This window comes from Kribbella sp. VKM Ac-2568 (assembly GCF_004345365.1).
In the GTDB taxonomy this organism is placed as follows: Bacteria; Actinomycetota; Actinomycetes; order Propionibacteriales; family Kribbellaceae; genus Kribbella; species Kribbella orskensis.
Genome location: NZ_SLVF01000003.1, coordinates 335,250 through 349,204, shown reverse-complemented (window position 1 = coordinate 349,204; position 13,955 = coordinate 335,250). Strand labels below are relative to the sequence as shown.

Annotated in this window: 11 protein-coding genes; 10 read left to right on the top strand and 1 reads right to left on the bottom strand. The window is 68.8% G+C overall.

Annotated features, from left to right (window positions below; translation table 11 throughout):
* The first annotated feature begins 297 nt into the window (after positions 1 to 297).
* The 7 genes from EV648_RS09130 (at position 298) to EV648_RS09100 (ending at position 9,674) form a co-directional block, all read left to right on the top strand.
* Complete coding sequence (locus tag EV648_RS09130) at positions 298 to 1,140, top strand: hypothetical protein (RefSeq protein ID WP_132287628.1); 843 nt, start codon at positions 298 to 300, stop codon at positions 1,138 to 1,140.
* A 619-nt stretch (positions 1,141 to 1,759) separates the two neighbouring features.
* A complete protein-coding gene (gene tmk / locus EV648_RS09125; RefSeq protein ID WP_241994987.1) occupies positions 1,760 to 3,730 on the top strand; it encodes a dTMP kinase in 1,971 nt (656 codons plus the stop codon).
* Positions 3,727 to 4,896 carry a DNA polymerase III subunit delta' gene (locus EV648_RS09120; RefSeq protein ID WP_132287622.1) on the top strand — a complete coding sequence of 390 codons (1,170 nt, stop codon included), beginning with the start codon at positions 3,727 to 3,729 and terminating at the stop codon, positions 4,894 to 4,896. Before tmk ends, EV648_RS09120 begins: the two co-directional genes overlap by 4 nt.
* 355 nt (positions 4,897 to 5,251) lie before the next feature.
* Positions 5,252 to 5,920 carry a DUF4190 domain-containing protein gene (locus EV648_RS09115; protein ID WP_132287619.1) on the top strand — a complete coding sequence of 223 codons (669 nt, stop codon included), beginning with the start codon at positions 5,252 to 5,254 and terminating at the stop codon, positions 5,918 to 5,920.
* A gap of 58 nt (positions 5,921 to 5,978) precedes the next feature.
* Entirely contained in the window at positions 5,979 to 6,992 is a 1,014-nt protein-coding gene (locus tag EV648_RS09110) for a DUF4190 domain-containing protein (RefSeq protein WP_132287616.1), read from the top strand.
* A 37-nt stretch (positions 6,993 to 7,029) separates the two neighbouring features.
* Complete coding sequence (locus tag EV648_RS09105) at positions 7,030 to 8,139, top strand: regulatory iron-sulfur-containing complex subunit RicT (protein ID WP_241995038.1); 1,110 nt, start codon at positions 7,030 to 7,032, stop codon at positions 8,137 to 8,139.
* Between the two features lie 20 nt (positions 8,140 to 8,159).
* Positions 8,160 to 9,674: an alpha/beta hydrolase gene (locus EV648_RS09100; RefSeq protein ID WP_241994986.1), complete on the top strand. Its 1,515-nt coding sequence runs from the start codon at positions 8,160 to 8,162 to the stop codon at positions 9,672 to 9,674.
* A gap of 37 nt (positions 9,675 to 9,711) precedes the next feature.
* Here EV648_RS09100 and EV648_RS09095 read toward each other — a convergent pair whose 3' ends face one another.
* Positions 9,712 to 10,329 carry a hypothetical protein gene (locus EV648_RS09095; RefSeq protein WP_132287610.1) on the bottom strand — a complete coding sequence of 206 codons (618 nt, stop codon included), beginning with the start codon at positions 10,327 to 10,329 and terminating at the stop codon, positions 9,712 to 9,714.
* A 127-nt stretch (positions 10,330 to 10,456) separates the two neighbouring features.
* Here EV648_RS09095 and EV648_RS09090 point away from each other — a divergent pair, with 127 nt between their 5' ends.
* The 3 genes from EV648_RS09090 (at position 10,457) to EV648_RS09080 (ending at position 13,950) form a co-directional block, all read left to right on the top strand.
* Complete coding sequence (locus EV648_RS09090; RefSeq protein ID WP_241994985.1) at positions 10,457 to 10,816, top strand: sterol carrier family protein; 360 nt, start codon at positions 10,457 to 10,459, stop codon at positions 10,814 to 10,816.
* A 77-nt stretch (positions 10,817 to 10,893) separates the two neighbouring features.
* On the top strand, positions 10,894 to 12,192 hold the full coding sequence (locus EV648_RS09085) for an MFS transporter (RefSeq protein WP_132287607.1): 1,299 nt from the start codon (positions 10,894 to 10,896) through the stop codon (positions 12,190 to 12,192).
* Between the two features lie 33 nt (positions 12,193 to 12,225).
* Positions 12,226 to 13,950 carry a thiamine pyrophosphate-dependent enzyme gene (locus tag EV648_RS09080; RefSeq protein WP_132287604.1) on the top strand — a complete coding sequence of 575 codons (1,725 nt, stop codon included), beginning with the start codon at positions 12,226 to 12,228 and terminating at the stop codon, positions 13,948 to 13,950.
* Positions 13,951 to 13,955: the final 5 nt, after the last annotated feature.

Below are 13,955 nucleotides of genomic sequence, written 5' to 3'. Positions count from 1 at the left end.
GGCACTCGCCTTTGGGCAGGGGTGACTTCCTAGACCACACGCTCGCGACTATTGGCGCGTGCGGTCACGGGGAGTGGCTAGAGTTGGCCGCAGCCCTGGCAATAGCCCTAGGGAAGTGAACCCGGCAGCCAGCCGGACGACCCGTGAGCCGGTCTATGGGCAAGTCGAGACCATCAGACGCGGCTTGGGTGGACCTGTAATCTCCGTTGACTTCCTGTCTACCCACAGGCAAGTACGACCGTTTAGCTTCGGCGCACGGAATGTTCTACGGTTTCTCCGGAATATTGAGGGGGAAACGTGGTCAACGCGGTGGTTCGGTTCGCTGATTACCGAACGTATGAAGCCAAGCGGATCGAAGCCAGCAACGCGATGATGGGTCTCCTGGCTGGGGCTCAACTGGCCTCACACCTGCTGCAGTTGACGGCAGGTTCCGAGCGACTTCTGCCCGAGGTGTTTCCTCGGGTTCGGCACATCAGGCGGTTCAACCTAACGACCGAAGACGCCCGCCAGATTCTCGATGCTGCCGATGCGCACCTGGGGGCGATGAGCGTCCCGTACTCGCTTGCTCTGCACGAGGATTATCTGAAGACCTGCCTGGATCTCCTAGTGCGCGGTGGCTGCTGCAGCCGGGCGCGAGCTGCCGCGGCGAAGGGAGCATTGGCCAGGCAGCACGCCGGTATCGCAGACGCCACGGGTGGCGCGTTCAATCCCGACAGTCTCGCCCAGTTGGACACGTTGCGGCTGATGCGGAACTGCATGATTCACGACGGTAGCCGTGCCAGCAGGCCCCTCATCGATCACATCGCTACTTGGACCGCCTCTACCGAAGCGGGTTGGGTCAAGCTGACAGGTCGAACACTGAAGGATCTGCAACTCAACGCTCGAATCCAGTTCGGCCACCCGGAGTTGATCCTCAGTCTTGCGGTCACCAAGTCTCTGGCCAGGGAGGCGAACTGCCTTTTGCAGGTGGCGCTGGCGCCGGAGATCTGGGCGGATCTTCTCATCGAGGACGTGCGCACAGAGCACCCGGATCTCAAAGGCGAGAAGCTTCTGCGGAAAGCACGAGGGTTCGCGCGTTTTCATTACGGACCGCTGCGGTTGACCGATGCCCTCTTGGCAGACGCGATCGCGAGGGATTAGGCCAGGTACAGGTCAGGCGGCCTCGCAACGCGGGCCGCCTGATAATAAAAGCGGGGCTCTTCCTATTGAGCTACATCCTCCGACTGGAGGGGCCAGGACTCGAACCTGGGTCACCGCGCTTCTGTGGAGTGCCTGGCTGCGAACCAGCAGGACCAAGTCCCACTCCTACTTCGCTACCAACCGTAGCAGATTCCATGACCACGCACCGGTGAGTCCGGTCGCGGCGACGGGTGCGCGTCGGACACCAGAGCACTGTGCCGAACACGTCTTCCCAGAGGCGCGCAGGAGGAGCCGCATTGCGGGGTGGGCGGGAGCCACGACGCAGGAGCTGCGTGGGCAGAAGAATCCCCGATCCGCTGATGACCAGCAGACCGCGGAGCGGTCAACGAGCGGCGAGGGAGGAGCCGCGGCCTGGGGTGGGTGAGAGCTGTGACGGAGGAACGGTGTGGGCTAGACGGTCGCCCCAGCTCGCAACCGATTACGAGCACCTCGTAGCCGTCAGTGAGCGGCGACGGAGGAGGAGCGACCGTGGGTGGGTGGGAAGGGCGACGGAGGAGTGGCGTGGGGACTGTCCTACCGCCCGACTAGGCTTTGTCGCGTGCCGGAGGTGTATGACCCCTTGACTGATCCTGCACCGGCGCATGATCTGCGCGCGGTGTTGCGGATTCGGGCGTTCCGGCGGCTTTGGATCGCGTTCGGGTTGTCCAGTCTGGGGGACTGGATCGGGCTGCTGGCGCTGACCGCGATGGCGAAGGCGTTCGCGGGTGACGACTATCAGGCGGCCAACTTCGCCATCGGCGGCGTGCTGTTCCTGAGGGTTCTGCCGGCCCTGGTGATGGGTCCTGTGGCCGGCTGGGTCGCGGATCGGCTGGACCGGCGCTGGACGATGATCGTCGGCGACCTGATCCGGGCCGCCTTCTTCGTCAGTATTCCGATCGTCGGCACGTTGACCTGGGTGCTGGTTGCCACCGTGCTGATCGAGATCGTGAGCCTGATCTGGGGGCCGGCGAAGGACGCGAGCGTGCCGAACCTGGTGCCGCGGCACCGGCTGGAGGCGGCCAACCAGCTCAGCCTGATCACGACGTACGGATCGGCGCTGCCGGCGGCGGTCATCTTCACGGCGATCACGCTGGTCACGCGAGGGTTCGGCGACTTCTTCTCCATCAACCTGGCCGTGTACGTGAACGCGGCCACGTTCCTCATCTCCGGCCTGGCGATCGTCTCGGTCGCGGAGATCGGCAGGGCCGGCAGCCACGACCACGAGGAACACCCCACGATTTGGCGGACGATGGTCGAGGGCTGGTCCTACGTCACCGGTACTCCGGTCGTCCGCGGCCTGGTCGTCGGGATCTCCGGCGCATTCGCGGCCGGCGCGGTAGTGATCGGGCTCGGTCGCACGTACGTCGAGGACCTGGACGCGGGTGATCCTGGTTACGGCGTGCTGTTCGGTGCGGTCTTCGGTGGTCTCGCGCTCGGCATGGGCTTCGCGCCGCGGTTGTTCTCCGGCCTCTCCCGCCGGCGCCTCTTCGCCGCGGGACTGGTCGGCTCGGGGATCGGGCTGGCCGGGCTCGCGCTGATCCAGCAGATCGAGATCGCCACGATGATCGCGATCGCGCTCGGCTTCTGCGCGGGAGCTTCCTGGGTCTCGGGCTACACGCTGCTCGGGCTCGAAGTACCGGACAACGTGCGCGGGCGGACATTCGCGTTCGTCCAGTCCGCGGTCCGGACCGTGCTCGCGGTCACGCTGGCGGTGGCTCCGTTCGTCGCGGGCGCGATCGGCCGGCGCACAGTTTCGGTGGGCGACAAATCCATCACCTACAACGGCGCCGCGATGACGATGTTGATCGCGGCGGTGCTCGCCACCGTGATCGGGCTGGTCGCCTGGCGACAGATGGACGACCGGCCGGGGGTGCCGTTCTGGCGAGACGTGCGGCGCAGCTTCGGCAAGACTACCGGTGTGTATCCGACCACCGGCCTGTTCATCGCGCTCGAAGGCGGTGAGGGCGCGGGCAAGTCAACCCAGTCCGCGCTGCTGGTGAAGTGGCTGAAGGACCAGGGCCAGCAGGTCCTGCTCACCCGCGAACCGGGCGCGACCGACCTCGGCAAGACGCTGCGGCAGATCGTGCTCGATCCCGCCACCGGCGACATCTCGCACCGCGCCGAGGCGCTGCTCTACGCGGCGGACAAGGCCGAGCACGTGGACTCGGTGATCAAGCCCGCGCTGAAGGCCGGCGCCGTCGTGATCACCGACAGGTACGTCGACTCGGCGCTCGCATACCAGGGATCCGGCCGGGACCTCGACCTCACCGACGTCGAGCGGGTGAACCGTTGGGCCACGGAGGACCTCCGGCCCAACCTGACGATCCTGCTGGACCTGCCGCCGAAGAGCGGGCTCGGGCGGTTCGAGGAGCGGGACCGGATCGAGGGACAGTCCGCCGACTTCCACGAGCGGGTCCGGGCCGCGTTCCTCGACCTGGCGGCCACCGAGCCGCAGCACTACCTGGTCCTCGACGCGACCCTGGACCGCGAGCAGCTCGCCGCGCAGATCCAGGCCCGCTTGCTGCCGATGCTGCCGAAGGTGGGGCTATGACTGTTTGGGACGACCTGGTCGGGCAGGAGCCCGCGGTCGCAGTACTGAGGAAGGCTGTCGACGGGGCCACTGCACGGCTGCAGGGCGCGAGCGGTGCGGCGACGGCCGGTATGACGCATGCCTGGCTGATCACTGGTCCTCCTGGATCCGGTCGGTCCAACGCGGGTCGGGCCTTTGCCGCGGCGTTGCAGTGCGAGAACCAGGGCTGCGGTGAGTGCGCGGTCTGCCGTACTGCGCTCAACGGGGCGCACCCGGACGTGTCGCTGATCCGGACCGAGTTGCTGTCGATCCGGGTGAGCGAGATCCGCGAGTTGGTCCGGCGGGCGGCGATGAGGCCCACGCAGGGTCGCTGGCAGGTGATGGTGGTCGAGGATGCGGACCGCCTCACCGAGCAGGCCGCGGATGCCCTGCTGAAGAGCATCGAGGAGCCGTCGCCGCGCACTGTCTGGGTGTTGTGCGCGCCGACGGTCGAGGACGTCGTACCGACGATCCGGTCGCGCTGCCGCCTGCTGGTACTGCGGACGCCGCCGGTCGGAGCGGTCGCCGAGATGCTGACCCGGAAGAACGGTGTCGAACCCGAGCTCGCGGGGTTCGCTGCCCGGGCGGCGCAGGGGCACATCGGCCGGGCGAAGGCGCTGGCGCGTGACGGGGAGGTCCGCAGTCGCCGGAGCAAGGTGCTCGAGGTGCCGTTCGAGCTGCGCGACATCGGGGCCTGCCTGAACGCGGCCCAGCGACTGGTCGACGCCGCGAAGACGGAGTCCAAGGCGAGTGCGGCGAAGGTCGACGAGCAGGAGCGGGCCGAGCTCGAGCAGGCGCTGGGGATGGGGACGAAGGGCGCGAAGCCGCGAGAGACCGCTGCGGCGCTGAAGGAGCTCGAGGACCAGCAGAAGGCCCGGGCCAAGCGCTGGGAACGCGACGTGCTCGACCGGTCGCTGGTCGACATGATGGCGCTCTACCGCGACGTGCTGGTGCTGCAGACCGGCGCGGGGTCCGAGCTGATCAACGCCGAACTGCGCAAGGACATCGAGCAACTGGCCGGCCGCACAAGCCCGGAGCAGACGATCCGCCGCATCGACGCCCTCACCGGCTGCCGCGAAGCAATCGAAGGCAACGTAGCCCCCCTCCTAGCCCTCGAAGCCATGACAATCGCCCTCTTCGAAGGCTGATTCGGCGCCGTTCCGTTCGAGGATGATGGACCGCTGTGGAGGCTTGGGTTGGCTTCACGGGTCCTTGGAAGTGGTGCCGGGCAGTGGGATGAGGGTGTGAGCTGTCTCTCTCGGTAGTGGGAGTGGTGACCCGCGGTACCGGTTGAAGTTGGGGCCTTCTCAGGGCAGGGCGGTAGCGGGTTCTGCGGGGGCGCGCACGGGGTGTTCAGGGGATTGTTGAGTGGTGTTCGACGGGTGAGACACGCGTCTGGGTTGCGGACTGGGATGTAACGAAGGTAGTGGGCGTTGCGATGTGTGGGTGACCGGGTGAAACGGAACCCGGGCGTATTCATTTGTTTGATGCTGAAGGATCTGGATGACCCAACCGCCCTCCCCGATCCAGCCCGGTCGGAACCCGCTTCCGCCGGCCGAGTCCTGGCTGGAGGGCGTGCCGACCCCAGCACAACGTCGGCTGGATCGTTATGCCGTGGCGGCGTTCGTGTTCAGCCTGCCGGGGCTCGTGCCGGTTGCCGCGGTGCTGGCGTTCATCGCGCTGCCGCGGATCCGCAAGTCCGGGGCGCGGGGACGCACGCTGGCGATCAGCGCGCTGGTGATCAGCGGGTGCTGGCTGATCGCGATCGGGGTCGCGGTGGGCCTCAACCTGTACGGCGAACAGCGCGCGGGCATCGGCCGGACCACCGTGATCAGCGAGGTCCAGGTGGCGCAGTGCTTCGACGCGGACCTGGAGGCCCAGACTCCTCGGGTGGTCCGGATCGCCGACTGCGGCGCGCTGCACAGCGGTGAGGCGTTCGCGAAGGTCCGCGCGACGCTGACCGGGATGTCCAGCGAGCAGAAGGGCCAGGTCGCCACCCTGCAGTGCGCGGCCGCCTTCGTGACGTTCATCGGCAAGTCCTTCGAGACCTCGGACCTGGACATGTACTACGTCGTGCTGGAAGATCGTGCCGTTGCTGACGGCAACGTCTTGTGCATGGTCGGACAACCCGGCAAACAACTGACCGGCACCATGCGCGGATCCCAGCGCTAGAGCCTGCGTCGCAACCACTCGAACACCATCCGACGCAGAGCCCCTGGGGGGAGCAGCCGTGAGCCAACCGCCATCCGGTCCGGACCAGTACCGGCCTGAGCAGAACCGGCCTGAGCAGAACCGGCCGCAGGACATCCGGCCGCAGGACACACCCCGCGACTTCCCCACGTACGGACGCCCGCAGCCGCCCGCCCAGCCGTCCTACCCACAGCCCTCGCCCTACCAGCAGCCCTCGCCCTACCAGCCGTACCAGCAGCCCTCGGCGTACCAGCAACCTCAGCATCAGTCGCCGTACCAGCCGCAGGGCTCGCCGTATCAGCCGGCGCCTCAGGGCTCGCCGTACGGGCAGCAGCCTTCGCCGAACTGGCAGCCCTACCCGCAGCAACCCGTGTATCCGCCTGCGTACGGATACGGCTATGGGTATCCGGGCGCCTTGCAGGACAAGACGAACGCGCTCGCGATCGCCGCGCTGGTCACCGGTCTGGCCGGGCTGTTCTTCGGCATCACCGCGCCGATCGCGATCGGGCTGGGCATCGCCGCCCTGGTCCAGATCAAGAAGCGCCGGGAGAGCGGTACCGGGCAGGCTGTCGCCGGGCTGGTGATCGGCAGCCTCGTCACCACGGGCTGGGCCATCATGCTCGTGATCGTGTTCGCGATCGACTCGACCGGCAGCGGCGAGGAGTACTACGGAGCGCCGCCGCCCACCTCGTCCGTGCCGGCGACGTACGTCGACGAGCTCGCGGTCGGGGAGTGCTTCGACGAGGTCGGTTCCGACGACGAGGTCGAGCGCGAGGTGTGCCTCGAGCCGCACGATGCCGAGATGTTCGCGGTCGAGACGCTCCCGGCCCGGCCGTGGCCCGGTGAGTCCGCGGTCGTGAAGGCGTCCGAGGCGGCCTGTGACAAGGCCTTCCTGTCCTATGTCGGCATCGAGATCGGCAAATCCCGCCTGGACTCCGACTTCTGGTATCCCGACTCCGCGAGCTGGGACGAGGGCGACCGGAAGGTGCTCTGCATCGCCTACGGCCCGGACGGCGACCAGCTCGACGGCAGCGTCAGAGGCACGAAACGATGATCACGCTCTGATCGCCACGTAGGCTGACGGCGTGGGCATGGTGATGGCAGTGTCGTTCGAGCGGTACGGGCGGCTGTACTACCTGGACCCCGGCCCGCACAGACCGCGGGTCGGGGACAAAGTGCTGGTCCCGACCGACGACGGGCCGGAGGTCGCCGAGTGCGTCTGGGCGCCGCAGTACGTCACGGAGGAGATCGGTGGGCTGCCGCAGTGTGAGGGCGTCGCGACCACGGCCGACCTGGACCGCGACGAGCAGAACCGGCAGCGCCGGGCCGACGCCCGGCTGACCGCGAAGCGGCTGATCCGCGAGCACGGCCTGCCGATGAAGGTGGTCGGCATCGACTTCGTGGACCGGCGCGCGGACGTCGACCAGTTGGTCATCGTGTACTTCTCCGCACCGCACCGGGTGGACTTCCGCGACCTGGTCCGCGATCTCGCCCGCGGTCTGCGGGCCCGGATCGAGCTGCGCCAGGTCGGCGCCCGCGACGAGGCCCGCCTGCAGGGCGGAATCGGGCCGTGTGGTCGCGACCTGTGCTGCGCGACCTTCCTGAAGGACTTCGAGCCGGTGAGCGTCCGGATGGCGAAGGACCAGGACCTGCCGCTCAACCCGCTGAAGATCTCCGGAGCCTGCGGGCGGCTGATGTGCTGCCTGAAGTACGAGCACCCGCTGTACCAGGAGTTCAACGCGAAGGCTCCGGCCACCGGTACTGCGGTCGAGACGCCGGCGGGGGACGGCGTGGTCGTCGGACACAACGTGCCGAGCGACACGGTCGTGGTCCGACTGGCCGCCTCCGGACGCAGGTGTGCCTGCAGCCGGGCCGACGTGTGCTCACCGCGCCAGCAGTACGAGGCCTCGTCCACCACTACCCCCGACGCGCCGCTGCCGGTGGACCTCCAGGACCCCCAGCGCCTGCCAGACTCCCCGGAGATCTCCGAACCGGTTGCAGACTCGGCAGAAGCTGCTGAGCCGGCACAGCTGGATACGCCGGAGCCGGACCAGGTGAGCCCGACCACTCGCAGGCGGAAGCCCCGCAGGCGTCGGCGGGTGGGCCACGAGGACGCAGCGCCGGCTCCGGATGCTGCGGCGGGTGCCGGAGATGAACGGGATGCAGGAGCAGGCGACGGTACGGGAGACGGCTCGCAGTGAAGACGCGCAGGACAACAGCAGTGCTGGCAGCCCTGGCGCTCCTGACCGCGGGCTGTGGTGTGGCCGGCCGGGCGCAGGACGCCGACGGTGGGGGCCGTACGCAGCCGGGCGGCACCTCGACCAAGGGGCCGGCCGGACCGATCCCCGTGGGGCTCGAGAAGTTCTACCAGCAGCAGCCCAACTGGGAGCGCTGCGGCTCGGGCAACCAGTGCGCGACCATCACCGTGCCGCTCGACTACGAGAACCCCTCCGGCAAGACGATCGAGCTGCGCGCCCGCAAGGTGCCGGCCCGGGACCGCACCGGCAAGATCGGCACGCTCTTCATCAACCCGGGCGGTCCGGGCGCCTCCGGTCAGGAGTTCGCGGCCGCGGCCGGGTTCGTCCTGGGCGCGCCGCTGCTGCGGAAGTTCGACGTGATCGGCTGGGACCCGCGCGGAGTCGGCGAGTCGACGCCGGTCCGCTGCCTCGACACCGAGCAGCTGGACCAGTTCATCGCCGCGGACGGCAGCCCCGACAACGAAGCCGAGATCAACCAGCTGAACACCGAGGCCAAGACACTGGCCGACGGCTGTGAGCAGCGCTCAGGCGAGCTGCTGCCGCACGTCTCGACCAAGGACGCCGCCCGCGACATCGACGTACTGCGAGGCATCGTCGGCGACTCCGAGCTTTACTACCTCGGCATGTCCTACGGCACCTTGCTCGGCGCGACCTACGCGGAGCTCTTCCCGAAGAACGTCGGCCGGCTCGTGCTGGATGGCGCGGTGGACCCGTCGAAGTCGTCCGAGTCGAACAACATGGCTCAGGCCAAGGGGTTCGACACCGCGCTGGAGGCGTTTGCGGAGGACTGCGCGCAGCGTTCCTGCCGGCTCGGCAGCAGCAAGGCCGAGGTGCTCGCCAAGGTCGACAAGCTGCTCGACGACAGCGACGCCAACCCGCTTCCGGGTGATGGCAAGCGCGAGGTGACCCAGGCGATGGTCGTGCTGGGCGTGATCTATCCCCTGTATCTCAAGGACTACTGGCCGCGGCTCGAGGATGCGGTGCTCGACGGGCTGGCCGGGAAGGGCGCCCGGCTGCTCGCCCTGGCCGACGAGTACACCGATCGCACCCCGCGCGGGTACTCGAACAACGCCAACGAGGTGATCTACGCGGTGAACTGCGTCGATCGCCCCGACATCGGCTCGGTCGCCCAGGCGAAGTCGCAGGAGGCGGCGTACCAGGCGGCCTCGCCGCGGTTCGGGTCGTTCCTGCTCTGGGGATCGCTGGCCTGTGCCAACTGGCCGGTGAAGCCGGAGGACAGGCCGCACGCCATCAAGGCACCCGGCGCCAAGCCGATCGTGGTCGTCGGGACCACCCGCGACCCGGCGACGCCGTACGCGTGGGCGGTCGGGCTGGCCGGGCAGCTGGAGAGCGGCGTGCTGATCACCCGCGACGGCGACGGCCACACCGGCTACAACGAGGGCAACGCCTGCGTCGACAACGCCGTGGAAACCTACCTCCTGAAAGGCACCGCCCCCACCGCCGACCTGAACTGCTGACCCCGCAGCTCGCACCACGCTCCAGGTGAACGACCTGCTAGCTCGGGCGGTTGTCGTTGTTGGTGGGGAGTTGGAGGGTGTCGGTGGCGTGGTCGAGGACTGCGCGGAGGCCGGCTTCGTCCTGGGGGCGGCCACCGACGGTGATCTCGATCGCGGAGCGCTTGCCGTCGTCGGCCGGGAGCCAGCGGGACAGGCCCATCCGGGGACCGCGGGTCTTGTCCACGTAGGTGTAGATCAGCGTCCCGCCGTCGCGGCTGATCACCTTGAGGTCCTTCTCGTCGATGCTCCGGACGCGGGCGTCCACCTGCTTGTCCGGCGACTGCTTGCTGCCGCGGGCGTCGAAGCGGATCTGCCAGACGCCGGTCGGATCGGCGTACCGCGGGCGGAGGCCGCCCTGGGTGCTCTTCCACCCCGCCGGCACCTCGGAGGTGATCGGGGCCTGGTCGGAGCCGAAGCTGGCCGCCGTGAACTGCAGCGAACCGGGCTGCAGGCCGTCCGTCGCGGAGGGCTTCGGCGTCGGCGAGGGCTGCACGATGCCGGCGGGGGTGTCCGGGCTGGATGCGTTGTTGATCGCCAGAACCGTGCCGAAGACGGCCACACCGACGGTCATTCCCGCCAGTGTCGCCAGCAGCGCCTGGTGCCTGGGCGTGAGCATCCGACCTCCGCTTCCGTTCTCTCGGTCGCCATCTGATTATCAGGTACGAAGGGGGCGTCGGCGAAACCAGATCCCGAACAGACGCTGAAACCTCTGCAATAGCAGGCGCGGCGTACGCTGGCCCGTCGTGGAGAAGGACGAAACCCCTGACCAGGCACTGGAAGCGGCACTGCGCCGGTACGACGCCGGCGAAGCCGGACGGGCCGACCTCAAGCTGCTGGTGAAGGGTCTGCTGAAGCTCCTGGTGGCCAAGGCTCCGGGCCACGCGGTGGAGGTGCGAGTACCGCCGTACGGCGCTGTGCAGTGCATCGAGGGACCCCGGCACACCCGCGGCACCCCCGGCGCAGTGGTGGAGCTGCCGGCCGAGCTGTGGATCGACCTGGCGCTGGGCCGGATCGGCTGGACCGAGGCCCGCGCGACCGGCAAGGTTCGCGCCAGCGGCGAACGCACCGACCTCAGCGGCCTGCTCCCACTGCTGCCCAGATGACCAACGGGACGACCACAGCGGTAACCAAGGGGTAAAACAGGTTCGTCCCGCCGGGACGCCGGTGTCACCATGGGCCGGTGGCAACCACTTTCCGCGCCAGGCTGGCCCGGCTCCGCGTCGATCTGACCCCGTGGCACGGTTCCCGCGACTTCCGCATCCTGGTGGTCGCCGGGTCGGTGTTCTTCCTCGGCGGCATGGTCGGCTACGTGGCGCTGCCGTTCCAGCTCTACCAGCTGACCGGCTCGAACTTCGCGGTCGGCGCGATGGGCCTGGTGACGATCGCGCCGCTGGTCGTCTTCGGCCTGTACGGCGGGGCGCTGGCCGATCACGTGGATCGCCGGAAGATGCTGATCGCGACCGGGATCGCGCAGGCCCTGATCTGCGCGTTGATGCTCGGCAACTCACTGCTCGACAACCCGCAGGTCTGGCTGATCTACGTCTGCGGCGCGCTGAACGCGATCGCCACCTCGCTGCAGCGACCCAGCCGGGAGGCGTTGTTCCCGCGGGTGGTGAAGCACGAGGAGATGGCCGCGGCGGTGGCGCTGACCTCGCTGACGATGCAGATCGGCCAGCTCGCCGGGCCTGCGCTGGGCGGCGTACTGGTCGGGACAGTCGGCGTGACCTGGGCGTTCGGGGTCGAGCTGACCGGGCTGATCATCGCGACCGCCCTGTACCTGCGGCTCGGCTCCTACAAGGCGAGCGAGCACAGTACGCCGCCCAGCCTGCGGGGGATCGGCGACGGGATCGTCTACGCGTTCCGCCGCAAGGATCTGCTCGCCACCTACCTGGTCGACATGGTCGGCATGTTCCTGGCGATGCCGATCGTGCTGTTCCCCGCGTTCGCCACCGAGGTACTGAAGGAACCGAAACTGCTCGGCCTGCTCTACAGCGCCGAGGCGATCGGCGCGATGGCTGCCAGCTTGACCAGTGGCTGGGCCAAACGGGTGCACCACCAGGGCCGGGCGGTGGTGATCGCCACCATGACCTGGGGTGCCGCGGTCGGGATCGCCGGGCTGGCGCCGAACATCTGGTTCGCGATCGCCTTCTTCGCGGTGGCGGGTGGCGCGGACATGGTCTCGGTGCTGTTCCGCTCGGTGATCTGGAATCAGACCATCCCGGACGAGATGCGCGGGCGGCTGGCCGGCATCGAGATGCTCGGCTACTCGCTCGGCCCGCTCGGCGGTCAGGCCCGCTCCGGCCTGGTCGCGGACCTCGCCGGCGTCCGTACGGCGATCGTCAGCGGCGGCATCCTCTGCGTCGCCGGCGTGATCGGCACCTCGGTCTGGCTGCGCGAGTTCTGGCGGTACGACTCGCGCACCGACGAGCACGCCGTCCGTGAGCGCGATCTCCGAACCGGGGTACAGGCGTCGGGGTAGCGTCGAAACAGACCCTCGGCTCCAAGGAGCGGCATGACCACCATCGCTGAGTTGCTCGTCGAATCGCTGGCCGATCATGGCGTCACCACCGTCTGGGGTGTCGTCGGCGACGCCTTGAACCCAGTCACCGACGCCATCCGCCGCGAGGACCGCGTCGAGTGGATCGGCGTCCGGCACGAGGAGGCCGGAGCCTTCGCAGCCGGCGCCCAGGCGACGCTGACGGGCCGGCTCGGGGTCTGCATGGGGACGGTCGGACCGGGCGCGATCCACCTGCTCAACGGCCTGTACGACGCGGCGAAGTCCGGCGTCCCGGTGCTCGCGATCTGCGGCCAGGTCCCCCGCGAGGAGATCGGCAGCGACTTCTTCCAGGAGGTCGACAATGACGCCCTGTTCGCGGACGTCGCCGTCTACCGGCAGACCATCACCACCCCCGAGCAGGCGCCCGCGTTGATCGAGCAGGCTGTGAACGCCGCCCTGACCGAGCGCGGGGTCGCCGTCCTGTCGATCCCTGGCGACGTCGGTGGCCTCGAAGTACCGAGCGGCACGCCGGTGCCGAAGTTCCTCGAGCCGGCGTCGCACACCGTTCCCGACCCGGCCGCGCTCGAGCAGGCCGCGGCGGCGCTGAACGCGGCTGAGAAGGTCACGCTGCTGGTCGGGATCGGCGCCCGTGAGGCGCTCACCGAGGTGCAGCAGCTGGCGACCAGGCTGGCAGCGCCGGTGGTGCTCACGCTGAAGGCAAAGGAGGGCTTCGAGGAGCAGGTGCCGCAGGAGGTCGGTCAGTCCGGCCTGCTCGGCAATCACGCGAGCAAGGTGGCGTTCGACGGTTGCGACGCGCTGTTCCTGGTCGGCACCGACTTCCCGTACCGCGAGTTCCTGCCGGCCGGGAAGACCGTCATCCAGTTGGACCTGCGCGGTGAGCACATCGGCCGGCGGGTCGCGGTCGACCACGGGCTGGCCGGGCACGCGCGCCCGACGCTCGCCCAGCTGTTGCCGTTGCTCCACCAGAAGACCGACACGAGCCACCTGGACAAGGCCAGAGCGTCGTACTCCGCCTGGCGGGAGCGGCAGCAGCAGTTCACCGACCCGAAGTTCGACCGGAAGCCGAAGGGTTTGCTGCGCCGCAAGGTGGACAACCCGGACGCGCGGATCCGGCCCGAACTGCTCGCGGCGGCGATCGACCGGCACGCGGCGGACGACGCGGTCTTCACCAGCGACACCGGGATGTCGACGGTGTGGCTCGCGCGGTTCCTCCGGCTGCGGGGCGACCGGCGGCTGGTGGGGTCGTACAACCTCGGCTCGATGGCGAACGCGATGCCGCAGGCGCTCGGCCTGGCCGCGGTGGACCGGGACCGCCAGGTGATCGCGTTCTGCGGTGACGGCGGGCTGTCGATGCTGCTGGGCGACCTGATCACCGCGGTCTCCTACGAGCTGCCGGTGAAGCTGGTGGTGTTCGACAACGAGCGCCTCGGCATGGTGAAGCTGGAGATGGAGCAGGTCGGCCTCCCGGAGTACGGGACGAAGTTGCAGAACCCGGACTTCGCGGCTGTCGCCGTGGCGATGGGCCTGACCGGGATCCGGGTGACCGCGCCGGGCGAGGTGGACGAGGCCGTTAAGCGGGCGCTCGCGACGCCGGGGCCCGTGCTGCTCGACGTCCTGACCAATCCCGACGAGGTGGCGATCCCACCGGAGCCCACGGTGAGCCAAGGCTGGGGCTTCGCCATCGCCAAGACCAAGGAATTCCTCGAAAGCCGCGAGTAACACCC

What these genes read in the sequence shown, in the direction of transcription:
- EV648_RS09120 (WP_132287622.1), top strand. Translation starts at nt 3,727, where the DNA reads ATGACTGTTTGGGACGACCTGGTCGGGCAGGAGCCCGCGGTCGCAGTA.
- EV648_RS09115 (WP_132287619.1), top strand. Translation starts at nt 5,252, where the DNA reads ATGACCCAACCGCCCTCCCCGATCCAGCCCGGTCGGAACCCGCTTCCG.
- EV648_RS09105 (WP_241995038.1), top strand. Translation starts at nt 7,030, where the DNA reads ATGGTGATGGCAGTGTCGTTCGAGCGGTACGGGCGGCTGTACTACCTG.
- EV648_RS09095 (WP_132287610.1), bottom strand. Translation starts at nt 10,329, where the DNA reads ATGCTCACGCCCAGGCACCAGGCGCTGCTGGCGACACTGGCGGGAATG.
- EV648_RS09080 (WP_132287604.1), top strand. Translation starts at nt 12,226, where the DNA reads ATGACCACCATCGCTGAGTTGCTCGTCGAATCGCTGGCCGATCATGGC.